This window comes from Lysobacter sp. cf310, from assembly GCF_900114355.1.
Classification (GTDB): Bacteria; Pseudomonadota; Gammaproteobacteria; order Xanthomonadales; family Xanthomonadaceae; genus Lysobacter.
In genome coordinates this window covers 1,048,653-1,074,645 of record NZ_FOSS01000001.1, presented here as the reverse complement: position 1 = coordinate 1,074,645, position 25,993 = coordinate 1,048,653, and the positions used below count along the sequence as shown (strand labels likewise).

The 25,993-nt window shown below is 68.5% G+C and carries 29 protein-coding genes and 1 tRNA gene; 17 read left to right on the top strand and 13 right to left on the bottom strand.

The genetic code is table 11. From position 1 onward, the window contains the following. Positions 1 to 200: 200 nt before the first annotated feature. Positions 201 to 947 carry a M90 family metallopeptidase gene (locus tag BMZ45_RS04745; protein WP_254776527.1) on the bottom strand — a complete coding sequence of 249 codons (747 nt, stop codon included), beginning with the start codon at positions 945 to 947 and terminating at the stop codon, positions 201 to 203. Positions 948 to 1,090: 143 nt separating this feature from the next. After that, positions 1,091 to 1,351 (bottom strand): hypothetical protein, encoded by a 261-nt coding sequence (locus BMZ45_RS21515; RefSeq protein ID WP_175488918.1) that lies wholly within the window; start codon positions 1,349 to 1,351, stop codon positions 1,091 to 1,093. Between the two features lie 136 nt (positions 1,352 to 1,487). Between BMZ45_RS21515 and BMZ45_RS04740 the strand changes: the two genes are divergently transcribed. The 7 genes from BMZ45_RS04740 (at position 1,488) to BMZ45_RS04710 (ending at position 7,332) form a co-directional block, all read left to right on the top strand. Further along, complete coding sequence (locus BMZ45_RS04740) at positions 1,488 to 3,305, top strand: DegV family protein (protein WP_175488917.1); 1,818 nt, start codon at positions 1,488 to 1,490, stop codon at positions 3,303 to 3,305. An 87-nt stretch (positions 3,306 to 3,392) separates the two neighbouring features. Beyond that, a complete protein-coding gene (plsY, locus tag BMZ45_RS04735) occupies positions 3,393 to 4,052 on the top strand; it encodes a glycerol-3-phosphate 1-O-acyltransferase PlsY (protein ID WP_091633016.1) in 660 nt (219 codons plus the stop codon). Next, positions 4,052 to 5,053 (top strand): bifunctional biotin--[acetyl-CoA-carboxylase] ligase/biotin operon repressor BirA, encoded by a 1,002-nt coding sequence (gene birA, locus BMZ45_RS04730; RefSeq protein ID WP_091633015.1) that lies wholly within the window; start codon positions 4,052 to 4,054, stop codon positions 5,051 to 5,053. Before plsY ends, birA begins: the two co-directional genes overlap by 1 nt. Next, a complete protein-coding gene (locus tag BMZ45_RS04725) occupies positions 5,050 to 5,814 on the top strand; it encodes a type III pantothenate kinase (RefSeq protein ID WP_091633012.1) in 765 nt (254 codons plus the stop codon). The genes birA and BMZ45_RS04725 overlap by 4 nt, the downstream gene beginning before the upstream one ends. Before the next feature lie 90 nt (positions 5,815 to 5,904). Then, positions 5,905 to 6,141: a hypothetical protein gene (locus BMZ45_RS04720; protein WP_091633009.1), complete on the top strand. Its 237-nt coding sequence runs from the start codon at positions 5,905 to 5,907 to the stop codon at positions 6,139 to 6,141. A 240-nt stretch (positions 6,142 to 6,381) separates the two neighbouring features. Continuing rightward, positions 6,382 to 7,170 carry an SPOR domain-containing protein gene (locus BMZ45_RS04715; protein WP_091633006.1) on the top strand — a complete coding sequence of 263 codons (789 nt, stop codon included), beginning with the start codon at positions 6,382 to 6,384 and terminating at the stop codon, positions 7,168 to 7,170. An 86-nt stretch (positions 7,171 to 7,256) separates the two neighbouring features. Next, positions 7,257 to 7,332: transfer RNA gene (locus tag BMZ45_RS04710), tRNA-Thr, on the top strand. Between the two features lie 303 nt (positions 7,333 to 7,635). Here the strand turns inward: BMZ45_RS04710 and BMZ45_RS04705 are convergent. The 5 genes from BMZ45_RS04705 to BMZ45_RS04685 all read right to left on the bottom strand — a co-directional run bounded on the left by BMZ45_RS04705 (position 7,636) and on the right by BMZ45_RS04685 (position 12,634). Continuing rightward, positions 7,636 to 8,373 carry a DUF2971 domain-containing protein gene (locus BMZ45_RS04705; RefSeq protein WP_091633004.1) on the bottom strand — a complete coding sequence of 246 codons (738 nt, stop codon included), beginning with the start codon at positions 8,371 to 8,373 and terminating at the stop codon, positions 7,636 to 7,638. A 765-nt stretch (positions 8,374 to 9,138) separates the two neighbouring features. Then, positions 9,139 to 9,834 (bottom strand): FRG domain-containing protein, encoded by a 696-nt coding sequence (locus BMZ45_RS04700; RefSeq protein ID WP_217643143.1) that lies wholly within the window; start codon positions 9,832 to 9,834, stop codon positions 9,139 to 9,141. A 948-nt stretch (positions 9,835 to 10,782) separates the two neighbouring features. Further along, positions 10,783 to 11,463 (bottom strand): L,D-transpeptidase, encoded by a 681-nt coding sequence (locus BMZ45_RS04695; RefSeq protein ID WP_091633001.1) that lies wholly within the window; start codon positions 11,461 to 11,463, stop codon positions 10,783 to 10,785. Between the two features lie 158 nt (positions 11,464 to 11,621). Further along, the gene (locus BMZ45_RS04690) at positions 11,622 to 11,888 is read right to left on the bottom strand and encodes a hypothetical protein (RefSeq protein WP_091632999.1); all 267 of its coding nucleotides are present in this window, start codon (positions 11,886 to 11,888) and stop codon (positions 11,622 to 11,624) included. A gap of 533 nt (positions 11,889 to 12,421) precedes the next feature. Next, positions 12,422 to 12,634, bottom strand: coding sequence for a hypothetical protein (locus BMZ45_RS04685; protein WP_056178658.1), 213 nt, complete (start codon positions 12,632 to 12,634; stop codon positions 12,422 to 12,424). Between the two features lie 220 nt (positions 12,635 to 12,854). Between BMZ45_RS04685 and BMZ45_RS04680 the strand changes: the two genes are divergently transcribed. Continuing rightward, on the top strand, positions 12,855 to 13,151 hold the full coding sequence (locus BMZ45_RS04680) for a hypothetical protein (protein WP_091632996.1): 297 nt from the start codon (positions 12,855 to 12,857) through the stop codon (positions 13,149 to 13,151). An 85-nt stretch (positions 13,152 to 13,236) separates the two neighbouring features. Here BMZ45_RS04680 and gcvA read toward each other — a convergent pair whose 3' ends face one another. Further along, positions 13,237 to 14,166 (bottom strand): transcriptional regulator GcvA, encoded by a 930-nt coding sequence (gene gcvA / locus BMZ45_RS04675; RefSeq protein WP_175488916.1) that lies wholly within the window; start codon positions 14,164 to 14,166, stop codon positions 13,237 to 13,239. A gap of 134 nt (positions 14,167 to 14,300) precedes the next feature. On the opposite strand from gcvA, the gene BMZ45_RS04670 reads away from it, so the two are divergent. Together BMZ45_RS04670 and BMZ45_RS04665 are read left to right on the top strand one after the other, a co-directional pair. Then, entirely contained in the window at positions 14,301 to 15,125 is an 825-nt protein-coding gene (locus tag BMZ45_RS04670; protein ID WP_175488915.1) for an MBL fold metallo-hydrolase, read from the top strand. Further along, positions 15,122 to 15,979, top strand: coding sequence for an MBL fold metallo-hydrolase (locus BMZ45_RS04665; protein WP_091632987.1), 858 nt, complete (start codon positions 15,122 to 15,124; stop codon positions 15,977 to 15,979). The genes BMZ45_RS04670 and BMZ45_RS04665 overlap by 4 nt, the downstream gene beginning before the upstream one ends. 179 nt (positions 15,980 to 16,158) lie before the next feature. Here BMZ45_RS04665 and BMZ45_RS04660 read toward each other — a convergent pair whose 3' ends face one another. Then, the gene (locus BMZ45_RS04660) at positions 16,159 to 16,791 is read right to left on the bottom strand and encodes a Vgb family protein (RefSeq protein WP_091632985.1); all 633 of its coding nucleotides are present in this window, start codon (positions 16,789 to 16,791) and stop codon (positions 16,159 to 16,161) included. Positions 16,792 to 16,809: 18 nt separating this feature from the next. Then, on the bottom strand, positions 16,810 to 18,021 hold the full coding sequence (locus BMZ45_RS04655) for a helix-turn-helix domain-containing protein (RefSeq protein ID WP_091632982.1): 1,212 nt from the start codon (positions 18,019 to 18,021) through the stop codon (positions 16,810 to 16,812). 254 nt (positions 18,022 to 18,275) lie between these two features. Here BMZ45_RS04655 and rocF point away from each other — a divergent pair, with 254 nt between their 5' ends. The 3 genes from rocF (at position 18,276) to BMZ45_RS04640 (ending at position 19,971) form a co-directional block, all read left to right on the top strand. After that, positions 18,276 to 19,199, top strand: coding sequence for an arginase (gene rocF / locus BMZ45_RS04650; protein ID WP_091632979.1), 924 nt, complete (start codon positions 18,276 to 18,278; stop codon positions 19,197 to 19,199). Between the two features lie 158 nt (positions 19,200 to 19,357). Further along, positions 19,358 to 19,507, top strand: coding sequence for an entericidin A/B family lipoprotein (locus tag BMZ45_RS04645; protein ID WP_056178681.1), 150 nt, complete (start codon positions 19,358 to 19,360; stop codon positions 19,505 to 19,507). 263 nt (positions 19,508 to 19,770) lie between these two features. Beyond that, entirely contained in the window at positions 19,771 to 19,971 is a 201-nt protein-coding gene (locus BMZ45_RS04640; RefSeq protein ID WP_091632977.1) for a CsbD family protein, read from the top strand. Between the two features lie 109 nt (positions 19,972 to 20,080). Here the strand turns inward: BMZ45_RS04640 and BMZ45_RS04635 are convergent, their stop codons facing one another. Further along, positions 20,081 to 20,893 carry a hypothetical protein gene (locus tag BMZ45_RS04635; RefSeq protein ID WP_091632974.1) on the bottom strand — a complete coding sequence of 271 codons (813 nt, stop codon included), beginning with the start codon at positions 20,891 to 20,893 and terminating at the stop codon, positions 20,081 to 20,083. 177 nt (positions 20,894 to 21,070) lie between these two features. On the opposite strand from BMZ45_RS04635, the gene BMZ45_RS04630 reads away from it, so the two are divergent. From BMZ45_RS04630 to BMZ45_RS04615, 4 genes are all read left to right on the top strand, one after another. Then, on the top strand, positions 21,071 to 22,396 hold the full coding sequence (locus BMZ45_RS04630; RefSeq protein ID WP_091632971.1) for a tryptophan--tRNA ligase: 1,326 nt from the start codon (positions 21,071 to 21,073) through the stop codon (positions 22,394 to 22,396). 134 nt (positions 22,397 to 22,530) lie between these two features. Continuing rightward, positions 22,531 to 23,457 (top strand): MBL fold metallo-hydrolase, encoded by a 927-nt coding sequence (locus BMZ45_RS04625; protein ID WP_091632968.1) that lies wholly within the window; start codon positions 22,531 to 22,533, stop codon positions 23,455 to 23,457. A gap of 137 nt (positions 23,458 to 23,594) precedes the next feature. Further along, a complete protein-coding gene (locus BMZ45_RS04620; RefSeq protein WP_091632966.1) occupies positions 23,595 to 24,698 on the top strand; it encodes a GGDEF domain-containing protein in 1,104 nt (367 codons plus the stop codon). A 133-nt stretch (positions 24,699 to 24,831) separates the two neighbouring features. Further along, on the top strand, positions 24,832 to 25,116 hold the full coding sequence (locus BMZ45_RS04615) for a DUF4242 domain-containing protein (protein ID WP_091632963.1): 285 nt from the start codon (positions 24,832 to 24,834) through the stop codon (positions 25,114 to 25,116). Positions 25,117 to 25,176: 60 nt separating this feature from the next. Here BMZ45_RS04615 and BMZ45_RS04610 read toward each other — a convergent pair whose 3' ends face one another. Together BMZ45_RS04610 and BMZ45_RS04605 are read right to left on the bottom strand one after the other, a co-directional pair. Then, positions 25,177 to 25,560: a VOC family protein gene (locus BMZ45_RS04610; protein WP_056178701.1), complete on the bottom strand. Its 384-nt coding sequence runs from the start codon at positions 25,558 to 25,560 to the stop codon at positions 25,177 to 25,179. Between the two features lie 9 nt (positions 25,561 to 25,569). Then, the gene (locus BMZ45_RS04605; protein WP_091632960.1) at positions 25,570 to 25,947 is read right to left on the bottom strand and encodes a VOC family protein; all 378 of its coding nucleotides are present in this window, start codon (positions 25,945 to 25,947) and stop codon (positions 25,570 to 25,572) included. Positions 25,948 to 25,993 lie beyond the last annotated feature (46 nt).

Genomic DNA, 25,993 nt, shown 5'->3' with positions numbered 1-25,993 from the left:
CCTCCATCCCCCTTTTTGCAAAGGGGGAAGACCAGCCGCGCCCGGCCCTCGGTTGATTCGCAAACCCAACGCGCGAACCATCGAGTTCCCCCCGCACCGTCGAGTCCCCCCCTTTGAAAAAGGGGGGCTAGGGGGGATTTGCTGTTGCTATTGCTATTTTGCTATTGCTGTTGCAGTTGCCTTCGCTCCACCCCCACCCCTCAACCAAACGGCGACGGCCCATAGAAGCGCCGCAGCTGCGCCGCGATCTCCGGCATCGCCTCGCGCAGCAGGGCGGGGTCGCTGAAGTGGTATTCGGTCGCGACCGCGAAGAACTCCTCCGGCGCCTCGGCCGCGTAGGGATCGATCAACGTCTCGCGACCGGAATCGACCTCGTCGACGAAGCCGTCGTACACGCGTTGGAAATCGCGCGCCCATTCGCGTTGCCACGCACGCGGCAACGGCGGGGTGCCGTCGAGCAGGCCATCCAGCGCATCGAGTTTGTGCGCGATCTCGTGCGCGGCCACGCAGAAGCCCGCGCGCGGATCCTCGCAATCGGCCAGCACGTCGGCCCAGGACAGGATCACCGGGCCGGCGTCCCAGGCCTCGCCGATCAGCTCGTCCTGCCATTCGTGCAGCACGCCGGCGGCGTCGATGTGGCTGCGATGGACCCGGAACGCATCCGGATACACGATCAGCTGCGACCAGCCGCGCAGGCCTTCGGCGCCGAACTCCAGCAGCGGCAGACAGCACAGCATCGCCAGCATGCAGCGCTGGCGATCGTCGAGGCTGAGCTCGCCGATCGGGCTGATGGTCTTCTCGTGCACGAAGCGCGCGACCAGTTCGCGCAGGCGCGCGTCGCGCGACGCGTCCAGCGCTTGCGCCCACGGCACCGCCGCGCGTGCGTCGCGCCAAAGGTCGTCGGCGATGGGCGATGGGCGCCGCAGGCGGCGCAAGAGTTCGAACACGGCGGGCGAGGGCGGCGGCGGGAGCGACAGGCTAACCGCAAGCGTTCGCCTGCGCACACCGCTGCGCGCCGATGACGCAGGCGTGGACTAGAACGGTGTTTGCAACGGCAGGCTCGAGCGCGGCGCGCCCGAGCCGCTCGGGCTCAGCGGAACATGCCCGGCAGGAAGCTGTGCCAGCGCGGCGACTGCAGACGGCCGTTGTTGGCGTCGCTGTGCACCGTGGGCTTGGCCTTGGTATCGGCGGCGCGCGTCGGCGCGACCACTGCGCGATTGCTCGCGCGCACCGCATCCTTCTTTTGCGAGGAGCTTTCCGGGCAGCTTTCGTTCGCGCTCAGCTTGACCTCGCGCGCGGCGACGCTCGCACTGGCGAGGGCGATCAGCAGGCAGAAGCAGATCCGTAGCATGGCGGAATCCTCGTTAGCCCGGATGGGTATCGCCACCGGACAGATCCGGACTATAGCGCGAAACTGTGCGCCCCGTTGCGGCAACCCATGCTGCGTCGCAGCAGGTTCGGACGAACGGTTCGGGCAGACTCCGGGCATGAGCCCGCCGCGCCCACCCCTGACCGCTCCGGCCCTGCGCCGGGCCCTGATCGCCGGCGCCAGGCGGGTCATCGCCGGGCGCGACACTTTGAACAAGATCAACGTGTTCCCGGTCGCCGACGGCGACACCGGCAACAACCTGGCGCACACCCTGGGCAGCTTGCTGAATGGGGCTCTGAGCCGGCGCAGCCGGCATATCGGCGAGCTGCTGCTGCGCATCGGCAATGACGCGATCGACGGCGCGCGCGGCAATTCGGGCGCGATCCTGGCCCAGTTCCTGCACGGGGTGGCCGAGCACGCGCGCGGCCAGCCGGTGCTGGACGCGGCCGCGCTGGCGGCCTCGGTGCGGCATGGCGCCGACAGCGCGCGCGCGGCCCTGGCGCATCCGGTCGAGGGCACCATCCTGAGCGTGATCGGCGCCTTCGCCGACGCGCTGGACGAAGCCGCGCGCGAGGCGACCAGCGAGGGCGACCCGCGACCCGGTTTCGCGACGGCACTGGCCCGTGCCCGCATCGCCCTGGCGCGCACGCCGCAACAGATGGCGCTGCTGCAGCGCGCCGGCGTGGTCGACGCCGGCGCGCAGGGCTTCGTCGACCTGCTCGAAGGCATCGCCGAGTTTGTCGACGGCGGCCCGCGCGCGCTGCGCGTGCATGGCGCGGTCGCGGCCGCCAACGAAACCCCGAGCGCGAACGAGGCGCACGCGCCGCACGAGGACGTCGATCCCGAACGCCGTTGGTGCAGCGAATGCCTCTTGCTGGGCGAGGGCATCGAACGCGACCGCCTGCGCGCCGCGCTGGAAGCGATCGGCGCCGACTCGTTGGTGTTGGCCGGCGGCGCCACGCGCATGCGCGTGCATGCGCACGTCGGCGCGCCGCAGGGTTTGTTCGATGCCTGCGCCGCCTTCGGCGCGGTCGAGGGCATGAAGGCCGACGATATGCTGCTGCAACAGCGCAGCGCCGAATCCGCGCAGCGCGTGGCGGTGGTGACCGACAGCGCCGCCGATCTGCCCGAGGCCGTGCTCGAACGCCATGCGCTGCACGTGGTGCCGGTGCGGGTCAGCGTGGACGGCCGCGACTACCTGGACAAGGTCGGCCTGGCCACGGCCGAGTTCTACCGGCGCATGGCCGTCGCCGCCGACCTGCCCAAGACCAGCCAGCCGCCGCCGGGCGATTTCCGCCGGCCCTTCGATTTCCTGCTCGCGCACCATCCCGAGGTGGTCTACGTGGGTTTGTCGCGCGCGGTCTCGGGCACGCTGCAGTCCGGCGAGCAGGCGGCCACGCGCGCCGACCCGTTGCGGGTGCGCGTGTTCGACAGCGTCAACGCCGCCGGCGGACAGGGCCTGCTGGCCTGGCGCGCGGCCGAGCTGGCCGAGGCCGGCGCCGACCTGGCCGCGATCCTGGCCGAACTGGAACGCCTGCGTCCGCTGACCCTAACCTGGGCGATGGCGCGCGACATCACGCATGCGGTGCGCGGCGGCCGCATCCCGGCCTGGGCCGGGCCGGCGGTGCGCTACAGCGGGCTGACCCCGGTGGCGCGGATGAAGGCCGACGGCCGCCTCGGCGTGAGCGGCGGGCTGCTGGCGCGGCGCAGCGCGCCGGAGAAGTTCGCGCGCTACGTCGCGCGCCGGTTGCCGCGCGGCGCGCGCTGGCGCGCGATCGTCGGCCACTGCGATGCGCGCGACGACGGCGCGCGCTTGCTCGAATGCCTGCGCCGCCGCATCGATCTGGCCGAGGCGCACTTGGTCGAGACCGGCCCGGCGATCGGCGCGCACGCCGGGCGCGGCGCGCTGCTGGTGTCGGTGCAGCCGGCGCCGTGACGCTTTCGCGCTTCGGGGTGGGGGCGCCGCGCCTGGCCCAGGGCCGAGCTGCGCCATGCGGGCGCGGCGCTCGCGCATAATCCGCTTATGTCGTTCTCGTCCCTGTCCTCGATCGCGCCGCTGAGCTATGCGCTGATCCTCATCGCCTATCTGATCGGCTCGCTGTCCGGCAGCCTGCTGTTGGGGCGCTTGCGCGGCGTCGATATCCGCCAGCAGGGCAGCGGCAACGCCGGCGGCACCAACGCCTTCCGCACCCAGGGCCTGCGCTTCGCCCTGGGCGTGGTGGTGATCGATATCGGCAAGGGCGCGCTCGCGGCCTGGCTGGCGCTGAGCTACGCGCCGGTCGCCAGCGGCCTGAGCGTGACCGCGCACGGCTACCTGGCCGCGTTCGCGGCGGTGCTCGGCCATGTCTGGCCGCTGTGGCACGGCTTCCGCGGCGGCAAGGGCGCGGCCACCGCGGTCGGCGGTCTGCTGGTGCTGTGGCCGTACGCGACCCCGCCGCTGCTGATCGTCTGGGTCGCGACCCTGGTGCTCAGCGGCTACGTCGGCCTGGCCACCGTGCTGGCGGCGCTGTGCCTGCCCGTGCTGGCCTGGTGGAGCGACGCCGGCGAGCCGCGCCTGTGGTTCGCCTGCGCGGTGGCGCTGCTGATCGTCTACACCCATCGCGGCAATCTCGCGCGCCTGCGCGCGGGCACCGAGTCGCGCTTCGCGCGCGCGCGCCTGCTGCATCGCTTGCGCCGCGGCTGATGGACGAGCGCGCGCTGCTGCAACGATTGATCGCCGGCCCGGCCTCGGGCGACGCGCTCGCGCGCGTGTCCGGGCAGACCCGGGCGGCGGTGTGGAAACGCATCGAGGCGCTGCGCGAAGCCGGTGTCGCGATCGAGGCCAAACCCGGTCGCGGCTATGCCTTGAGCCAGCCGCTGGGTCTGCTCGATGCCGCCGCGATCGTCGCCGCGCTGCCCGCGCAGGCACGCGCGCGACTGGCCGAACTCGAAGTGGCCTGGAGCATCGACTCCACCAACAGCGAACTGCTGCGCCGGGCCACGCCCGCGCAGGGCGCGACGGTGCTGCTGGCCGAACGCCAGACCGGCGGCCGCGGCCGGCGCGGACGCGAATGGGCCTCGCCGCTGGCCGCGCATCTGTATCTGTCGCTGTCGCGCAGTTTCGGCGGCGGGCTCGCGCGCCTGGGCGGACTCAGCCTGGTCGCCGGCATCGCCGCGGTCGAGGCCTTGCATGGCCTGGGCTACGAGGGCGTGCGCCTGAAGTGGCCGAACGACCTGGTGGTGCTGGACGCGCGCGGCCTGCGCAAACTCGGCGGCCTGTTGATCGAAGGCGGCGGCGAACACGCCGGACCGGCGCGCGCGGTGATCGGCCTGGGGCTCAACGTGCGTATGCCCGCGGCCGCGGCGGCGGCGATCGACCAGCCCTGGTGCGATCTGGCCACGCTCGGCGACGCTGCGGCGCCCGCGCGCGACGCGGTCGCGGCGGCGCTGCTGGCGCGGCTGCTGCCGGCGCTGGACGAATTCGACGCCGACGGCCTGGCGCCGTTCCTGCCGCGCTACGCGGCGCTCGACGCGCTGGCGGGCGCGGCGATCGCGGTGCACGGCGGCAATGGCCTGCGTCAGGACGGCATCGCGCTGGGCCTGGCCGAGGACGGCGCGCTGCGCGTGCGGCTGGGCGACGGCTCGCTGCAGAACTTCCACGCCGGCGAAGTCAGCGTGCGGCGCGCGCCCGGAGCGAAGGCATGAGCGCCTGGCTGTTCGATCTCGGCAATACCCGACTCAAGTGCGCGCCGCTGCAGGCCGACGGCCGCGTCGGCGCGACGCTGGCCTTGCCGCATCGCGAGGAAGACGTCGCCGCCGCGCTGGCGCAGGCCTTGCCCGCGCGCATCGAGGTCGCCTATCTGGCCAGCGTGGCCGCGCCCGGCCTGCGCTTGGCGGTGCTGGACGCGCTCACCGCGCGTTGCGCGCGCATCGCCGTCGCGCGCACCCAGGCGCGGCTGGGCGAGGTACGCATCGCTTACGCCGATCCGCGCAAGCTCGGCGTCGATCGTTTTCTGGCCTTGCTCGGCACGCATGCGCGCGGCGACGGAGCCAGCCTGGTCTGCGGCGTCGGCACCGCCCTGACCGTGGACCTGATCGACGCCGACGGCCTGCACCTGGGCGGCCGCATCGCGCCGTCGCCGACCCTGATGCGCGAGGCCCTGCACGCGCGCGCGGCGCAGCTGCCCGAGCAGGGCGGCGACTACGTCGATTTTGCCGCCGACACCGAAGACGCGCTGGCCTCGGGTTGCGACGGTGCCGCGCTGGCCTTGATCGAGCGCAGCCTGGACACCGCCCAGCAGCGCCTGGGCCGGCGCCCGCGCCTGCTGCTGCACGGCGGCGGCGCCGAGGCCCTGCAGCCGCATCTGCCCGAGGCCGTGTCGGCGGCGGGGCTGGTGCTGGACGGGCTGGCGATCTGGGCCGCGGTCGAGCGCGAGGGCGCAGGCGTGGGCGGCGTTGCCGCCTGATCCCCGCGCGCGCCCGTCCGGCGGGCGCTGCGTGCTGATGCGCACACTTGCTGCCTAGAATCGACGCGTGATCCGCCTGGAACCCAGCCCATGCTGCTGCGCGCCCTGATCGTCCTGTTGCTGGTGCTGAACCTGGGCGTGGCCGCGTGGTGGTGGCAGCGCGAATCCGTGCCCGCCGCGGCGCCGGCCGTCGTCGCGTCCGGGATCGCGCCGCTGCGTTTGCTGAGCGAGACCGCGCCGCGCCCGCGCACGGCCGCCAAACCCACGCCGGTGCCGGCCGCCGTCGCGCCCGCGCCCGAGGCGACGCCGGCCGTCGCCGCGAACTGAGCGTCGCGGCGTCAGCGCGGCGTATCGCGGCCAGGCCGACTCGCGCGCATTCGGATCCGATCGATACGGGATGCTGCCGCACGCGATGTGCCTGTCGGCGCAACGCCGCATCGACGCCCCTGTGACGCCCGCCACCGCGCCGCACGCGCGCACGCAGCGAATATGACGCGCGTCGCAACGCGCGCGTTCGATGCCTGCGCGAACTGGGAGGGCGCGCGGCCCAGGGCATAGAATCGCGCCATGCTGGTCCGTGCGCTGCTCGTACTGTTGTTGATGCTCAACCTCGGCGTGACCGCGTGGTGGGGCCTGCGCGCGCCGGTGGCGCCGCCCGCGCCGGACACGCCGCCGCTGGGCATCGCGCGTCTGCAGTTGCTCAGCGAACGCGATGCGCCCGCCGCGCGTGCGAACGCGCGCCCCGCGACCGACCCGCCCAGCACCGCGTTGCGCGATGCCACCGTGAGCGCAGCGGCGCCGCCCGCCGCCGCTCCCGCCGCGCCGCCGGTCGCTGCGCCCAGCGCCGAGCCGGAAGCCGCTGCGCCTGCGCCCGCCGCCGAGGCCGCGCTCGCCAAGAACGCCCGTTGCTACAGCTTCGGCCCGTTCGAGAACGGCGACCTGGCCGCGTCCGCGCGGCAGTACCTGCAACCGCTGGCGCAACGCATCGCGGTGCGAGAACAGCGCGCCGCCCCCGCGCGTGGCTGGCGCGTACTGCTGCCGCCACAGCCCTCGCGCGAACAAGCGCAGGCGGTCGCGCAGCGCATCGCCGCGGCCGGCTTCAACGATTACTTCGTGGTCGCCGACGGCGCCGAGGCGCACGCGATCGCGCTCGGCCGTTACCGCACCGAAGACGCCGCGCGCAAACGCGCGCAAGCCCTGAACGCCGCCGGCTTCGCCGCCCAGGCCGAGCCGCTGGGCGACGCCCGCGCCAGCACCTGGCTGGACGTGGTCGCGGGCGAGGGCTTCGATCCCGACGCCGCCCAATCCGCGATCGCGGTGCAGCGCCGCGGCATCGACTGCGCGAAGTTGCGCTGAGCGGCGGCACGCCCGGGGCGTTTCCAGGCCGTATCCGCTCCGGAATCCGCCACCCGACGCGCGCACGGGCTAGAATGTCGCCCTTCGCCGGCATAGCTCAGTTGGTAGAGCAACCGCCTTGTAAGCGGTAGGTCGTCAGTTCGATTCTGACTGCCGGCACCAAAGCCCAGGCTCAGTCGTCGCCAAGACAACCCTGGGATGACGCCAAACCCCGCAAATTTCGGAATTTTTCGTGTCTTGTCGTTCTAGGTCGCCCCATCGCGGCCGGTCATGGCGGCGTTCACTGACACGCTGACGGCTGCGGTGATAAAGGCAATCTAGCACTTCGATGGTGGCGGATCCCAGTTACCCAATATGTCGTTGCTGTTTGTCCGCTATGGGGCGGAAGCGGACTTTTGCCGTAGACCGGTGACATACTCGCCCGACCGCGAGCTCTCCGTCGCCAAATGCTGTCTCCCCTCGACATCACCCCAGGCGGATCGTGCTGGGGCTGAATTGATAAAGGTCAGATTGGATGATCGGCACAGAGCAGCCCGCATCGACGAGCTCCTTGCGTCTTTGTGCGAAGTCTGTCTCGCTCAACCGCGGATCGAGAGCCACCTCAGAAACGATCCGGTCAAATGGGAAGGGAAATATCGCCAGACGATCATGCCCGTGATTGCCTTCCACATCGTGAAACAAGAGTCGAATCTCGTTTTCATGGGAAAACTCGGGTCGCTTCACGAGTAGCGTCCTCCCAAAACGATGCGGCTGTCCACCGAAAGCTAAGTCAGTAAATGTGGTTTCCGACAAGAAGCGCTCAATATCCGCTCGAGATTGATAGTCAACTGAGCCAATCAAATACTTGAGGCTCGCGAAGGTATCAGACTCTTGGTAAAACGACGAGAAAAGGGCTCGTGAAGTCGTGCCAATGCGAACGCCAGTTTGAGCTGCGCTATATATCCGCCACATCGCATCGCTATCGCGGTTCCGCGTCCAGCACTGGCCATACCAGCTTGCGGACAGGCTTTCCATGCTGACGTGCGTTCCGTCCGGCAATTCAGCATGGCTTTTAAGGAAGAAATTTTCGAAAGGATCGTCCCACTTCGACGGGTGAACCAGTGCATTCGTTTGTGTGCGAAGCACGTCCAACAATCGTTCGAGCGAGAAGATGCGATAGATCGGTGCATCCACGTCCCCGATATCGATCATGTTGTCTTCCATATGCGGTTTTTCAAGTATTCTCTTGCTCAATTTCTGTCCTGATCGTCGAGGCAATGGGATGGGATAGTCAACGGGTGGCCCGGGAGCTTCAAAAAACTGCGCTCAACTGCGGATACCCAAAGAACTTTCGGCCTAGGCGGCTGAGTTAGGAAGCTCGCTACTGAGGTAGCGCCGAATGTCACTGGGCGTAGGAGATCAGGTGGTTCCATGCTCCCTGCTTTGCAGTATTTCTCGATTTACTTAAGAAGCCAAGGCGAAAACCGAATGAAGGACGTATTGCCATTCACCTGATCGTCCGCTGCAGCGTCGACGAAAAATCTGAGCGCAACGAGCTCATCACTCACGTCAGCGACGGCTTCGTCATCGATCACCACAATCCATTGCTAGTCAGCAGCGCCTTAGGCGCACGCGAGAATATCCACCCATGCTCGTCTATGAGCTCGGCGATGATGTTTGGCTACGGCATCGTAGGTGGCCACCCGCTGCGCAACTTTGCTCTGAATAATAGCCGCTCTGCCCCAAGGCCGCTTCAGTCTTCTTTCGGCGGCCTCCTCAATTTCCTTTTTTTCGTCGGACTGTTTTCCCGCGGCGATTCCCAGCTCGAAAGCCCAGGAAAGGCATTGGCGCGGACACAGCGGCGCCGCCGCCTCTCTCCAGATAGCTTGGCTTAGGCGCCTGTACGCCAATGCCGGCTTCCGGCCATAAGGGAGTATTGGCCAACGCTTGAGTCAATACTCGTTGCGAATTCGCGACGGCTTGAACGAGTTACAAGGCCAGCCTATGTCGCCAGTTGAGATGTGCGCAAAGGCCTCCTATGTCGGGAAAGAGCGTGCTTGCGTTGACGCCGTGCCTGTCGAGTGAATGGATGATCGATAACCGGAACTTTGCGGGTACTCGGTACTCACTGAGGTACTTACGTGCTTGAGGGTTCTTGTCTAGGGCAACGAAGCTACTGCTTGTCTTGGAGTAGCGGTGCAGTGTGAACCAGCCGCTCTGAGCTGTGATTCTTTGATTATTCATTCTGGGTTGGATAACACGCGTCTTTGCAATCACGAATGGATCCTTGGAGTAGACGTCTTTCTCAAGTAAATCGTCTGCCTCCATCGAGTAGACATACACGTCCCCCTCGCATCGGTCAGAACAGGCGAACCAGAGAGCTGCTAGCGGATTGCTAGTCCAGTCGAGTAGGCGAGTTTTCAAGCCGTAATGCTGTGCATAAATGAGGCGGTCTAGCTCGGTTTCGCCCGCACCATTGAGAAGTGATGCGCCTTGAAGAGCCAGCTGTTGCAGTATCTGGCGCTCCTCTTTCGTTGTGTCACGCTTGGGATTCTTGCGTGCGACTCCAGGAAGTAAGTTGCCTTGCTTTGCTTGTCCACGAAAAAGCACCAAATCGGAAAATGGTCCGAGCGAGTCAGACTCTCGAATGAACTCGACTAGCGACTTTATTTCTTTCGTCTGCATGGATGTTTGGTGGCCGGCTAAAAGCCTGAGCTATGCTGCACCGCAAAGCGATGCTGACTTGAACGAATTGTTGGACATCAGGGGCGCCCCTGAGCCGGTGTTCTCTTTGTCAACCTGCGGTGCAACGAGATTTTATATGGCAGATCAGGAGGGCTCAGCGCTGCGCGATTGCACGAGGCAGGTTTTGATGTGGCCACGCTAGAAGAGTCAACGAAGCAGCAAATTCAATCAGTTCTACACGCTGGACTTCTCGACTCAATGAGGCATACGAGAAGATCAGCATCGCTTCTGGTTGTGACGACACAGACTTAGAACTCAGCCTTGCTACGTGACCCTTTGACTGCTATCAACGCAATTAGATCTCCCCTAATCCTCCACTACCTAATTAGGTATTCCTGGGGTCGGATACTGGAATTGCCTACGACACATCGTAGATGAGCTCATCCCCTGACAGAGCTCGATCTTAGGGCTGCTGGGCCTGGCTAACAAGCGGACACGCATAAGCCGACCCAGCGGCCTCGGCGGGGAAAGCCCTGCAATACGGCTTTGGGCAAAGAAGGACCCATTTCCGCTTTGGCTCGCAAGGGGAAGCTAACGCTATTCCGGCCGTCCAGCGTGGGCATAGGTCCGCTATCGGCGATAAGGGGCTTAGACCGACGTTAGAATCAGGCTGAGCCGCGAAGCCGCACCGACTCGAACAAATTGCCAGGCCTAATCGTTAAGTAAGCTGGACGGGGCAATGCGGAGGAGACGGATGTTTAAGCTAAGGACGCATGCTCCTGGACTTGGTGGGTCGAGTAGCTATCAAGATCAGACGAAATGCCTGACAGCGCGCCTATTGCATGGAGGTCGCAGCACGCACTGCACATTAGAAGAGTAGGCAGGGCCACGAGCGGCATCAGTCGCTGCGCCGCCTCGCATAGCTAAAGGCATCCGCCGGCGCGCCCTTCACTCGCGGGCCGCGCGTGCGCGTCTTCCACCCTTGCGCTTCGTGGTCTCGCGACTTTTCGCGAAGTCCGGGAAGGCCTCCGCTATCGGCTCTGCATCCGGCAAGATATAGAACACTCCGCCGCGCTCGAAGGTCGGACGGATGATCTGCTCGTAAAACTCGGGCGAGACGTTGATGCAGCCATGAGTGACGCGGTTGTCGTCCGGCGAAGGCGATGCAAGGCGTTCGGGGCGTCTCTCTTCCGGAACGCCAGTGGCGATAGGGTGGATGGAGACCGCGGAATCGTAGTCCACCCACAGCACGCGGCCTGCGTCGATCGACGGGCCGAAACCGCCCACGAAGCGGCCCGCGGGCGTGGTGCGATCCCGGCCTGGAATCTCGCGCAGCGCGAGGCCGGCGACGCCGGGGGCCGTGTGATCGCCGACCGCCGAGCCGAACAGCCCGGGTGCCGCGCCGCGAAGCCGGCCGTCGCCGCCGAACACCAAGATCTGCGCGGAGGCCTTGTCTATGACCGCGAAGGGATAGCCGTGGCTGTCCTTGGCGGCGACCACCCAGCCCGCGAGCTCGATCACCGTGGCGGATACGTCTTGATCGGGCGGAAGCTGATCGGCGGCGACGACTGGTCGCGCGGCGGCATCCTCGGCGCTGGCCGCGTCGAAGCTCGCGAACGCCAACGCCAATGCCAGCGCAGCATGAATGGCCCGGATCGCAGGGCGTGTGTCAGTACGGATGGGACGGTTCCTCGGAACGAAGACTGGATGAAGACAAGGAGACCGGCGGCCCGCATAGGCCACCGGTTCCCGGTTCAGGCCGTTCGTCGTGAATGGCGCAAAAGCGATTAACCGCGCGGCTTACGGCGCGGCGCCGCTTCGAGCTGCTGGACGCGGCTTTCCATTTGATCCAGGCGCTGGTTGGCCTGCTGGGCGGACTGATTGGCGGATTCGGCGCTCTGGGCCGCGCCCTGCACCTTCGTGTCGAGTTGATCGAGGCGCGAGTTGATCCCTGCAAACTCTTCTTTGTAAGTGGCGCAGGCGCCGAGGCTCAGAGCGACGATCGCCACGCCGAGCGTACGTGCCACCACCACATGTTGCTTGGTCAGAAACATTCCAATCTCCTTCGTCGGGGGAACCTGGAATATAGCGGCCTTTTTGCCGTCGTCATGACCCGTCTTCAGCTGAGGTTGAAGTACGTGGATGGATTGTGAAGATGTGGCAATTAGTGAGAGCTGCAGCTTGAATTCATCGGTTTCCGCGAGAATTCGCAGCGTTTGATCGACTCTCGCAAGCTGATCCGCAGTCACGATCCACATTCAAGGTGAGCAGCAGGTCTCAATGAGCGAGCTGTTTGGCACCGATTGATCTTCAGGGACTTCTTCGACTCCCTATTCATCAGCAAGGAGGGGCATGCCGGCCCTTATGCGCCTAGTGATCGACATAGTCTCCCGGCATCACTGTTGCGCCGCGCGCAATGTCCGCTTCGGATTGGAAGCGGACATCGCATCGGTCGTAACCTCCGCTTGACCTAAAGATCCGCTGAGGGCCATAGCAGAACTAGCGATGTAATGGCGAAGGCCGGAGACACTCGCAAGGACGGTCCCAGCGACTGGCCCTCATCGGCGGGCTGCTCGCGTTTCCGGGCTCAGGCAGGAAGCCTGCCCTTGAGCGCGTTGCGCGCCGCATTCGCCTGGTTGGCGTCGGCGAATTTGGGCAGCACGACGTGCCCGCCCAGCGTGACGATCTCGAAGGTCGAGGCAACCGCGCCGCCGCTCCCGCCGGTACCGGAAGGATGCACCGGTCCCAACGCAGCGATCTGGCGCGGGTCGATCAGGTATCCAGCCACTTCAGTCCACATAGCCCGGTCCTCCTTGATGTGAGCTCCGATGGTAGAGCACTGGTGCAGGCCGAGGGGCCCGGCCGGACGATCCGGACAACCGCGGCGCGCGGCCGATCGATGGGCGGGTAGTGCACCGCAGCGCGGCAACCGCGCGGACCCGCTGTTCGCATGCGCGAATGGGAGCGTTCCGGTAGTAGGCTTCAGCGGCCAACCTCACTAGCCACCACCGGAGACCGCCTTGGACCTCAAGTTCGAACTGGATCGCCTGATTTCGGAGATGAACCGGCAGGTCGCGCAGTTGCGCGAGGAGCTGGACGTCGCGCGCGGCGATCTGCTGGCCACCGATGCCGTTCTCCACGCGGTCGTCGCGACGCACCCCGATCGGAACCGCCTGCGCACAGTGCTGGCGAAATTCGATAGGCAAGCTTCCGAGCGCGCAAAAGCGGGGTCCAGCAAGTATCGATACGCCTACGTAGCGGCGATGAGCCGCCTCGAAGAGACGATGACGGACGCGGACGCGAGCGTGCCGGAATAGATTCGCGCGTGCAGGGCGCGCCAGCTCAGGCCGCTACAGATCGGCCAAGACGGCCAGGCCCGCGCCTGGTTCGGATTCCGCCCCTTCATTCGCGACCCAGGCGCGCGGCCGTGTCCGAGGCTTCCTTGCGCAACCATGCGCAGAACGCATCGGCCGACGGATGGCGCTCACTGCCCGTGCGGCGCACGATCCAGAACGCGTAGGCGTTGGGCAGCACGTGTTCGAAGGGCTGGATCAGGCGGCCGCGTTGCAGATCCTCCTCGACCAGCGGCGCGACGCCCAGGGCGACGCCGTGGCCGGCGACCGCGGCTTCCTGGGCCAGGTAGATGCTGGCGAACACCGGGCCGCGGCTCGCGTCCACGCGCGTCGCGCCGCAGGCCTTCAGCCAGGCCGGCCAGTCCGGCACGCCGGCGCGGCCGAGCGCGCTTTCGTCGTGCAGCAGAGTGTGGTGGCGCAGGTCGTCGGGCTTGGCCAATGGCGGCGCGAGGTCGTCGCGCAGCGTGGGCGCGCAGACCGGAAACACCGGCGCTTCCAGCAAGCGTTCGGCGTCGACGCCGGTGTAGCCGCCGGCCCCGTAGCGGATCGCGACGTCGGTGCCGTCGCGGGCGAAATCGCTGCGCTCGTTGCCGGTCTCGATGCGCAGGCGCAGTTCGGGGTGATCGCGATGGAATCGGTGCAACCGCGGCGCCAGCCATTTCGCGGCGAAGGACTCCACCGTGCTCACGCGCAGGTCCGCGACGGTGGGCGCCATCGCGCGGTCCAGGGCCAGATCGAGTTGCCCGAACACTTCGCCCAGCGACGCGGCCAGAGTCGCGCCCTCAGGGGTCAGCTCGACGGAGCGATGGCCGCGATGGAACAGCTTGCAGCCGAGGTAAGCCTCGAGGTGTTTGACCTGATGGCTGACCGCCGCCGGGGTCACGAACAACTGCGCGGCCGCGCCCTGGAAACTGAGGCAGCGCGCGGCCGCTTCGAAGGCCCGCAGGGCGTTGAGCGGAGCGGGGTGGCGGGACTTCACGGGCGCCTCGGGCTGACGGATGCCTGGGTCCATGCTATCAAGTTATTTTTACTAATGTGATCTCGAAAACATCTCGTTTGTCGCGCCCACACGCGCTGGCAATGATGCGTCCCTCGATACCAAGGGCGTTGGTCATGCGATTCGAAGCGTTGGGTCCCCAGGTGCTGATGTTCGTCGGCGACGGCTACGAGTCGGTCGCCACCGCCTTCCTGGCCGGAGACGAGGTCTTGCTGGTGGACGCCCTGGGCAGCGAGGAAGACGCGCGCTGGCTGCATCGCACGCTGTGCGTGGAGATGGGCAAGACGGTGCGCATGATCGTGGCGACCCATTACATGAGCGATCACCTCGCAGGCCTGGCGCAGTTTCCCGAGGCGCTGACGATCGCGCACCGCCACCATCGCCACAGCTTCCTGTCGCAGAACCGCCGCGTCGATGCGTTCTATCGCGAACCCAAGGTAGTGTTCGACCACGCGATGAGCATCCAATGGGGGCCGCACGAGTTGCGCTTGCTGCACAACCCCGGCAAGACCATGGACCACCTCAGCGTGGACGTGCCCAGCGCCGATCTGGTCTGCGCGGGCGACAACATCGTCGGCCGCATCGTGTATCTGTCCAAGGCCGATCCGCAGCTGATCCGCGCCGCGATCGGCCGGCTACGCCAGTTCGGTCGCGCCACGGTCGTGGGCGGACATATGGGGCGCTTTCCCGCGGCCGTGCTCGACCACGCGCTTCATTACCTGGATCGGCTGCAGGACACCGTCGTGCGTATCCGCGCCGAGCTCGCACCGCAGCAGGCCGATGCGCGCATCGCCGCGATCGCCATCGAGGACTGCCTGGCGCCGGGCGTGGCGCCGTTGGCGTTCGAACGCGAGTGGCACCAACGCAATCTGGAGGTCATCGTCGCCCAGTCGGTGTTCTCTTTCGATGCGGCGCTGGCCGCGCTGGCGGGTCGCGCATGAGCCGGCGCCCGCACCCGATCGATCGCCGCATCGCGCGCAGGCGATTCCTGGCCGGCTGCGTCGGCCTGAGCGCCGCGGCGCTGCTGCCCGCCGGGCGCATCCTCGCGGCCGCGCCGGCCGAGGGCTTGCGCATCCAACGTCTGGCCTGGGCGGGCATACGCCTGCAACTGCCGGGCGCGACCTTGTTCATCGATCCGCTGATCAATCCCGAGGCCTGGGGCCCGGCGCTGAAGGACAAGCTGATTCCGGTCGGCGACGCCGTCGGCGATACCTATGTGCTCATCACCCACGCGCATCCCGATCACTTCGACGCGATGGCGGTGGCGCAGGCGCTGAGCCAGGGCGGCGCGCTGGTGCATCCGGCCGGCACCAATCCGCTGCCGCTGCCCGAGAACGCGCGCGCACGGCCCAGCGCGCCCTGGGAGCCGCAACTGCTGGGCGATTTCACCGCCACGCCGGTGCCGGCTTCGGACGGTTACGGCGATCCGCAGGTGTCCTGGGTGGTGTCGGCCGGCGGTCGGCGCATCTTCCATGCCGGCGACACGCTCTGGCATGGGCATTGGTGGCGGATCGGCCGTCAGTTCGGCCCGTTCGATGCGGTGTTCCTGCCGATCAACGGCGCGCGCTTCGGTTGGCGCAAGCCGATCAGCGGCCTGCCGGGCGTGCTGACGCCGGAGCAGGCGGTGGCCGCCGCGACCATCCTGGGTGCGCGCCGTCTGGTGCCGATCCACTACGGCGTGTCCGGGCTCGCGGAGTACGTGGAAGTCGACGATCCGATCGGACGTCTGCGCAAGGCCGCGCGCGACACGCCCATCGACATCCATCCGATGGCGCCGGGGGCGTGGCTGGACTGAGCCGGCTGCGCTCAGTCGGCGCGCGTGGTCACAGCGCCTGCTCGGGCGCCGTCGATTCGTCGCTCAGCTCCAGCTCGTCCAGGCTGCCGCGCACCGTGCCCAGCGCCTTGAGTTCGTCGCGTTGCGGGCCAGGCGGGACGGTCGCCGGGCCGTGCCCGGCCCGGCGTTCGCGCCGGCGCTCAGCGCGGGCGCCGCACCGCGCGCACCTGGCCGCTGCTGCCGCCGCCGCAGTAGAAGCGGTCGCCGCCGTCGGACTCCAGGCCGGAGACCATCTTGCCCGCCGGCATCTCCACCCGTTCCAGCACTTCGCCGCTGTTCGGATCGATGCGACGCAATTCGCTTTCGTCGCTTTCCCAGGTGCCGTGCCAGAGTTCGCCGTCGACCCAGGTGACGCCGGTGACGTAGCGGTTGGATTCGATGCTGCGCAGGACCTTGCCGGTGTCGGGGTCGACCTGGTGGATCTTGCGGTCCCGGTATTGGCCGACCCACAGGGTGCCTTCGGCCCAGGTCATGCCCGAGTCGCCGCCCTGGCCGGGCGAGGGAATCGTCGCCAGCACGGTGCCGGTGGCCGGGTCGATCTTGTGGATGCGGTCCTGCACGATCTGGAACAGGTGGCGGCCGTCGAAGGCGGTGCCGGCATGCGCGGCGGTGTCGATCGAGCGCAGCGTGTCGCCGCTGTCGGGATCGAGGGCCTGCAGCGAATCGCCGGTCGCGAACCAGACGTTGCGTCCGTCGAAGGTGACCCCGTGCACGGTGTCCGTGCCGGGGAAGGGGCCGTACTCTCGTACGATGTGGGCGGTTGAGGTTTTCATGGCTGCACCGTAGCGCCTCTACAGCACGGCGGGGAGTAACAAGCTCGTCGCGAAACCGGGCAGCGGCGGGGTGGTCCAGCGGCGCGCGCGGCCGCGCCCATAGGACTGCACCTTGCCCGCGGCCGTCAGGGCGTCGAGCGCGCGCTGGACGTTGCGCTGGCTCGCGCCCAGCGCCAGCGCCAAGGCCGAACTCGACCAGGACTCGCCGTCGGCGAGCAGGGCCAGCACCGCGGCGTATTTCTCATCGACCGGCCGCGCCAGCACCGCCAGCTCGCGCGCATGGCGCGGATGCAGGGCATAGCCGCGCGCGGTCGCGTTCACTTCGGCCAGCGGCCGCAGCAGTGCGCGCAGGCGTCCGATCTCGACGCGCAGACGCGCGCGGTGGGTTTCGTCGATGCGTTTGAAACCGAAGGCGTGCGCGATCAGGGCATCGCGCGCGATATCGCCGGGCCAGGCTTCGCCCAGCGCACGCGCAAGCGCGAACAGGATCGGGCGCGAGGCCAGCGACACGCGCTCGCGGCCGTCGCCCAGCGCGTGCCGGCAGGCATCGATCACGAAGGCGTCCGAGCTCAGCAAGGCTTCTACCTGGTCCAGCCGCAAGGGCTGCGCGGCGCCGTCGCGGATCAGGCGCGCGGCCGGCGCGGCCAGCATGGCCTGCGCGCTGGCGACTTCCGCGATCAGCGCGGGTATGCCCGTGCGCCGCGCGGCCTGTTCGGCGCGCGCCAGCGCGGCGCGTGCGGGCTGGGTGCGCAGGCGGCGCATCGCGATGCCGGCCAGCACCAGTTCGTGCACCGCGCGCGAGGCCGGCGGCAGCGGTGCGGGATCGAGCTCGGCCAGGGCGCGTTCGGCGTCGTCCAGGCGGCCGATCAGGAGCAGGCGCCGGATCGCGAGTTGGCGCGCGTGCGCGGCATTCACGCGGTCGCCATGCGCCTCCAGCGTCGCGCGCGCCGCGTCCAGGGCCGGTTCGGACCAGCCCAGTTCGCGCGCGGCGAAGGCGATCTCGGTCTCGGCCAGCACGCAGCGCGCCCGCGCCACCGCCTCGGCGGGCGCGAACGCGCGCGCCGCGCGCCGCACCAGTTGCCGGGCACGCTCCAGATCGCCGAGCTGGGCCATCGCGATGCCGCGCAAGGCCAGGGCCGATGCGTCCTCGCGCAGCGCCACGTACTTCAGGGCGAGCAGAGGATCGCCCGCCGCGAGCGCGCGCGCGGCGGCCGTGATCAGCGAGTCCACCGGTATCCCGCCACGTCGTTCGCTCCCGCCAGCGCTCAGGCGCCGTCTAGGCTACTCCATGGCGTGGAGCGCGCCTGTGCGGCGAACGCGCAAACCGGGGCCTGCGCCGACGAGCCCGGCGGTCGTTTGAGTGCGACAATGGGCGCTTAGCCGGACGCGGCCTTCCTCGCGAAGCGCGGCCGGACAGGGCGGCCGCGCGGTCGCTCCGCCATCGCATTCGAAGCCGCTCGCCGGCAGGGTCAGGAGGATCACGTATGAGTCGCAGCTATCCCCCGGTTTCGCTGATCGGCGCACCGACCGACGTCGGCGCCGGACACCGCGGCGCACGGCTGGGGCCGGAAGCGCTGCGCATCGCCGGTCTCGAAGAGGCCTTGCTCAAGCGCGGCGTCGACGTGATCGACCGCGGCAACCTCGACGGCCCGCGCAATCCCTGGCAGAAGCCGGTCGACGGCTATCGCCATCTGCCCGAGGTGGTGACCTGGAACCGCCTGGTGATGGACGCGGTGGCGGCCGAGCTGCGCGAGGGCCGCATGCCGATCCTGCTCGGCGGCGACCACTGCCTGGGCCTGGGCTCGATCACCGCGGTCGCGCGCCATTGCCGCGAAACCGGCAAGCAGCTGCGCGTGCTGTGGCTGGATGCGCACGCCGACTTCAACACCAGCCGGGTCACGCCCTCGGGCAACGTGCACGGCATGCCGGTGGCTTGTCTGTGCGGCATCGGTCCGGAAGCGCTGACCACCTTGGGCGGCGAAGCGCCGGCGATGCGCGCCGAGGACATCCGCCAGATCGGCATCCGCTCGGTCGATCCGGGCGAGAAGCAGCTGATCAAGGAGCACGGCCTGGACGTCTACGACATGCGCTACATCGACGAGATCGGCATGAAGCGGGTGATGGAGGAGGCCCTGGAAGGCGTCGACGACAACACCCATCTGCACGTGAGCTTCGACGTCGACTTCCTCGACCCCAGCATCGCGCCGGGCGTGGGCACCACCGTGCCCGGCGGCCCGAACTACCGCGAAGCGCAGCTGGTGATGGAGATGATCGCCGACAGCGGGCGTCTGGCGTCGCTGGACATCGTCGAACTCAACCCGGTGCTGGACAAGCGCAATCGCACCGCCAAGCTGTCGGTGGACCTGGTCGAAAGCCTGTTTGGAAAGTCGACGTTGATGCGCGACTGAACGCGATGCGCGCGCCGCAGGATGAACGGCGGCAGCCGCGCAGGGCGCGATTCCACACCGGCTTCACATCGCCTAACGTCTCATTTCTCCAAGGTCACGCCGCCGGACGACGCGTCCGAACGGCTTACCGACCGGTTCTACCGACCAAGGAGAATTCAATGAAGCGTCTGACTGCCCTGTTGCTGCTCGCCCTGTTTTCGATGGGCACCCTGACCGCCTGCAACACCGTTGCCGGCGCCGGCAAGGACGTGCAGAAGGCTGGCGAGAAGGTCGAAGAGAAGGCCGAGGAAGTGCGCGACGGCAAGTAATCGCCTCGCGTTTCTCGCAAGAGAGAAAGGCCGGAGCGATCCGGCCTTTCTTTTGCGCGCATGCCGGCGCGTCGGCGCGCGAGATGCGCGCGCGTTCATGCGCGGCGCGCATTCGCCTAGCTGAAGCGTTCATCGCGTTCATCCTCATCAACACCCGGCTAACGCAATCGCGACCCTGCGCGAATGCCGCGCCTGCGAAGCTGCGTCAACGGTGCAGCACTCGCAGGCACCGTTCTCCCCCAAACGAGATCGAGGACTGACAGATGAACAAAGACATCATCGCGGGCAAGTGGACCCAGCTGAAGGGCAAGGCCCAGGCCAAGTGGGGCGACCTCACCGACGACGTGTTCGATGTGGCGGCGGGCGACTCCAAGTATCTCGCCGGCAAGCTGCAGGAGCGCTACGGCTGGGAACGCGAACGCGCCGAGAAGGAAGTGCGCGATTTCGAGAAGACCCTGAACTGACGATCTCGCCGATTCCGCCGCGGGCCGGTGCAGACGCCGGCTAGCGCGCGGATAGCCAAGCAGAAAAACGAAGGGCCGGGTGCGCACCCGGCCCTTCGCTATGCGCGGATCAATAGCGCGGCGGATCGGCGACGAAACCGCTGGGGAAAGCGCGCGGCTCGCGATTGCGGTAGTCCGGATAGCGCGGGTAGCGCGGCAGCACGCCGCGCGCGACCAGGGTGTTGTAATCGTCGTAGCGCAGCTGGGTGACCTGCGCGGGCGAGCGCGTGGCGCGATCGAAGCCGGTCTGCGACACCGGCGACCACTCGCGCTGGCCGTGACCGGTGCCGATCGACTGCGCGGCCATCGCGTCAGCGCTGCGCGATTCCGCGGCCGGCGCGGCGGCCTTGGCGGCGTCGTTGCCGGCGCGGTAACGACCGTCGGCCTCGCGTTCGCCGCGCGCGATCGGCGCGGGGTAGTCGTAGCGGTAGACCGGGCGGGCTTCCTCGAACACCGCCACGCCGATCACGCCGACGTTGTCGGGGCGGCCGGTGCGCGCGGCGTAGCTGTCGGGCAGGTCGGTGAACACGAACTGGGCCACGTCCTCCATCGACTTGCGCCAGCCGTTGATCTCGGTGCTCTGCCAGGGCTCGAGCACGTAACCGGCCTGCGAGGGGTGGGCGTTCTGGCCGGTCACGGCGTTGACGCCGTCCACCGACAGCACCACCAGCACGCGCTGGTCGCTGGTGTTGGTCAGGCGCACGGCGTAGCGGTGGCCGGGCGCGCCGGCGATCCATTGCTGGCCGCGGTAGGGGTAGGTGGGCAGCCAGTCGCCGGCATCGCGGTCGATCACCGCGACATCGACCAGGGGGCGTGCGGACAGCGGTGCGCAGGCGGTGGCGGCGATCAGGGCGCCGGCCAGCAGGACTAGGGAGCGGAACATGGCGGGTTCTCCGGGGTGGGCACTGCTGCGAACGCACCGGCATCGGCGGCGGGGTTAAGCGCCGGCGTCGGCGCCGCGGCCGTTGGCCGGCGCTCAGCTTCGGCGCGCCGGCGCGGCCGGCCACCTGGGCCGGGGCCAGCGGGTAAACTGGCGGGCCCTGCTCCATCCAGGCCCGCAATGACCCCGACCCGCGTCCTGACCGGCATTACCACGTCCGGCACTCCCCACCTCGGCAACTACGTCGGCGCGATCCGTCCGGCGGTCGCCGCCAGCCGCACCCCGGGCGTGGAGAGCTTCTACTTCCTCGCCGACCTGCATGCGCTGATCAAGGTGCAGGAACCCGAGCGCGTGCAGCGTTCGACCCTGGAGATCGCCGCGACCTGGCTGGCCTGCGGCCTGGAGCCGGACAAGGTCTGGTTCTATCGCCAGAGCGAGATCGTCGAGATCCCGGAGCTGACCTGGTTCCTGACCTGCGTGGCCGGCAAGGGCATCCTCAACCGCGCCCACGCCTACAAGGCCGCGGTCGATCGCAACCGCGCCGACGGCGAGGACGACGATGCCGCGATCACCGCCGGACTGTTCATGTATCCGGTGCTGATGGCCGCCGACATCCTGGTCTTCAACGCCAATAAGGTGCCGGTGGGCCGCGACCAGATCCAGCACATCGAGATGGCGCGCGATTTCGCCCAGCGCTTCAATCACCTCTACGGCGAACACTTCGCCCTGCCGGAAGCCGCGATCGAGGAGAACGTGGCGACCCTGCCGGGCCTGGACGGCCGCAAGATGAGCAAGAGCTACGACAACACCATCCCCTTGTTCGCGCCGCGCGAGACGCTGAAGAAGCTGATCTATTCCATCGTCACCGATTCGCGCGCGCCCGGGGAGCCCAAGGACGCCGAGACCTCCAACGTGTTCCAGCTCTACCAGGCCTTCGCCAGCGGCGCCGAGACCGAGCAGATGCGCGCGGCCTTCGCCGACGGCATCGCCTGGGGCGAGGCCAAGCAGGCGCTGTTCGAGCGCATCGACGCCGAAGTCGCGCCGCAGCGCGAGAAGTACGAGACCCTGATGGCCAAGCCGGCCGAGATCGAGGCGATCCTGCGCGACGGCGCGCAGCGCGTGCGCGCGACCCATGGCGTGCCCTTCATGCAGTCGCTGCGCGCGGCGGTGGGGCTGCGCGATCTGTCGCAAGTGGTGGTGGGCGAGCGCAAGAAAGCCGCCAAGGCGGCCGCGCCCAGCTTCAAGCAATACCGCGAGAGCGACGGCAAGTTCTACTTCAAGCTGGTCGACGGCGAGCGCGTGCTGCTGCAGAGCGCCGGTCACGAGTCGGCGCGCACCGCTGGCCAGCTGATCGGGCGCCTCAAGCAGGAAGGCGGCGCGGCGCTGCATCGCGCGCAGAACGCGGCGGTGCATGCGGGCGAGGAGCTGGTCGGGCATCTGCACGAAGGCGTGGAGTTGGCCGAGGTGGTCGAGGCGCTGGCGCAGTTCGCGGTCGAGGAAGGCTGAGGCAAGAGCGGCCCGCACCCCGATCCCTCTCCCACTCACGCGGGAGAGGGGCTGGAACGCAGAAGGGACGGCACGTCTTCGCTTATCGCCTGAGGGCGACCTAGACTGGCGGCCTCGCCCCACGCGTCGCTTCCATGACCGACTCCCATGGCATCGTCACCATCGATACCGGCTTTCATCGGCCGGCCTTCGATGCCGCTTATCTGATCGTCGAGCAAGGCCGCGCCGCCTATGTCGACTGCGGCACCCAGCATTCGGTGCCGGCCTTGCTCGCGGCGCTGCAGGCGCAGGGCCTGGCGCCCGAGGACGTCGACTGGCTGGTCCTCACCCATGTCCATCTCGATCATGCCGGCGGCGCGGGCGCGCTGATGCGGCGTTTGCCGAACGCACGCCTGGCGGTGCATCCGCGCGGGGCGCCGCACATGATCGATCCCTCGCGCCTAGTCGCCGGCGCGACCGCGGTCTACGGCGCGGAGGAAATCGCGCGCAGCTACGGCGAGATCCTGCCGGTCGCGGCCGAGCGCGTGGTGGCGGCCGGCGACGGCCATCGCATCGACCTGGCCGGGCGTTCGTTGCTGTGCCTGGACACGCCGGGGCATGCGCGCCATCACCTGTGCCTGTGGGACGAGCGCAGCCGCAGTTGGTTCACCGGCGACACCTTCGGTTTGTCCTATCGCGAATTCGACAGCGCGCGCGGCGCGTTCGCGATACCGACCAGCACGCCGGTGCAGTTCGAACCCGAAGCCTTGCAGGCCTCGATCCGCAAGCTGCTCGCCTACGAGCCGCAGGCCATGCGGCTGACCCACTACGGCCCGGTCGGCGACGTCGCCCGCCTGGCCGACGATCTGATTGCGCAGATCGACGCCATGGTCGCGCTGGCGCGCGCGGCCGACGGTCGCGCCGATCGGCATGCGCGCCTGGTCGCCTCGCTGGGCGAGCTCTACGTCGCGCGCGCGGCCGTGCACGGCAGCGCTTTGGACGCCGCCCAGGTGCTGGCCCTGCTGGCGGTGGACATCGAGCTCAACGCCCAGGGGCTGGAGGTCTGGTTGGGGCGGCATTGACCGGATCGGGCGCGAATTCAGCTGGCTGAATGGCCCCAGCCTTAACCGCCGGATGGCCGCCCTGGTAGCTGTGAGGGCGGTCACAAGACGGCGGTCCCCGGGACGGTAGCCTGCGTGGGTCTCTCCGGTACCCCCCGATGTCCCTTGCCCGCCTACGCGCCGTTCCGGCGCCCACCGACGAGGCTCAGCGCCAGGACGCGCTCGATGCCTACGCGGTGGTAGACAGCGTTTCCGAACAAGCCTACGACGACCTGGTGCGCCTGGCCGCGACGCTGTGCGACGCGCCGGCGGCGGCGATTTCCCTGATCGATCGCGACCGCCAATGGTTCAAGGCGCGGGTGGGCCTGGATCAAGCGCAGACCCCGCGCGCGCTGGCGATCTGCGATCACGCGATTCGCAGCCCGGGCGAAACCCTGATCGTGCGCGACGTCGCCGACGATCCGCGTTTCAGCACGCGGGTGGTCAGCATCGGCGGCCGTCCATTGCGCTTCTACGCCGGCGTGCCGCTGCTGAGCCCCGACGGCCATGCGCTGGGCACGATCTGCGTGCTCGACAGCCAGCCGCGCGAATTGCGTCCGGCCCAGCGCGACGGCTTGGAGGTGTTGGCGCGCCAGGCCCAGCATCTGTTGGAGCTGCGCCGCTACGCGATGGAGCAGCGGCGCCTGCTGAGCGAACGCGAGGCGTTCGCGCGCCGGCTCGAGGATGCGCAAGCCGATCTGCAGCGCCGCCACGACGAACTGCAGTACAGCGCCAGCCACGACGCCCTGACCGGCCTGCTCAACCGCGCCGCGCTGGCGCAGCTGCGCGAGAGCCCGCAGGCGATGCGGCGCCTGGAAAGCGCGCCCTACGCCTTGCTGCTGCTGGACGTGGATCACTTCAAGCAGGTCAACGATCGCTACGGCCATCTGCTCGGCGATCGCGCGCTGCGCGCGGTCGCGGATGCGGTCGCGTCCTCGGTGCGCCAGGGCGACATCGCCGTACGCTACGGCGGCGAGGAGTTCCTGATCGTGCTGCCGGACGCGCGCCTGGCGCAGTCCTACGAAATCGCCGAACGCATCCGCGGCCGGGTCGCGCGGTCCTCGCTGCCGTTCGCCTTGTCGGTGTCGGTGGGCGTGGCCGCGGGCGAGCCGGGCCGGGACACGCCCGAGCGCGTGTTCGACCGTGCCGATCAGGCCCTGTACCGGGCCAAGAACCTGGGCCGCGACCGCGTGGTCGCCGACGACACGCCGCGACGCGACTGACGCTTGCCGGGCCGCGAACGCGGGCGCAGACTGGCCTTGCGCTCAGGCGCAGGCGGCGACAAGTGGAACTTGCCGCGATCGCAGTCCGCGTAGCCGGACACCGGACGTCAGCACGCGCTTCCGAGGGCGTGTCATGCCCAGATACATCATCGAACGCGAACTGGTCGGCGCCGGCGCGCTCAGCGGCGCCGAGCTGCAGTCGATCGCGCGCAAATCCTGCGAGGTGCTGGATGGCCTGGGGCCGAAAGTGCAGTGGCAGGAGTCGTTCGTGACCGACGACAAGATCTACTGCGTCTACATCGCGCCCGACGAGGACAGCATCCGCCGCCACGGCGAAATCGGCGGTTTTCCGGTCACCAGCGTGGCGCAGGTGAAACACGTGATCGGTCCGACCACGGCGGAGAGCGCCGCGGCTTGACGCCGTGCGGTCCGATCGAGCCGCCGGCGCGCGCCGGACGGGCGATTGCGGCCGTTGCGATCAGTCCCAGACCTTGGGCGGCGCGCCGCGCTCGGGGTGCTTCATGCGCACCACGCAGAAGCGGTGGCCGGTGGGCGCTTCCATCACCCACCAGCGCTTGATGAACTTGATCTTCTTCGCGCCCAGGCGTTCCAGGCGCGCGGCTTCGGCGTCGATGTCGTCGGACTCGATGTCCAGATGCACGCGCGAGGGATGGTCCACGCGCTGCACTTCCACGTGCAGTTCGCCGGGCGCGTTGCGCAGTTCGACGTAACTGGCGCCGTCCTCGTCGTAGCCGTCGCCCAGGGGCAGGCCGAGCGCGTTGCTCCAGAAGCCGGCGGCGCGGTCGACGTCGCCGGTCTCGCAATCGATGATGAAACCGGCCAGGCGGCTGCGGTGGGTCATGCGGGGCTCCTATGCCTCGTCGAAGGCGGCGATCGGCTGGCCGAACTGGAGCAGATAGCCGTTGTTGTCGTAGATCGCGAACTCGCGCATGCCGTAGCCGAAGTCCTCGATCGGATAGCACACGCGCGCACGCTCGCGCAGACGCCGCCACCAACCGTCGACATCGTCGGTGCGCAGGTACAGCGAGCCGGTGAAGGCCGGCGCGAGGTCGCCCTCGTGCGCATTGAGGCGGCTGAGCATGAGTTCGACGCCGTCGCGTTCGAGCGCGGCCCAGCCGCCGGCGGCATCGCCGGCGCTGAGCTGGAAATCCAGCACCTGGGTGTAGAACGCGACCGTCGCCGCCAGGTCCGGCGTACGCAGCATCGGCGTCAGCGCGCGCAGGTTCATGGCGCGCCGCCGTCGATGCCGTTATGCGTACGCACGGTCGCCGCGA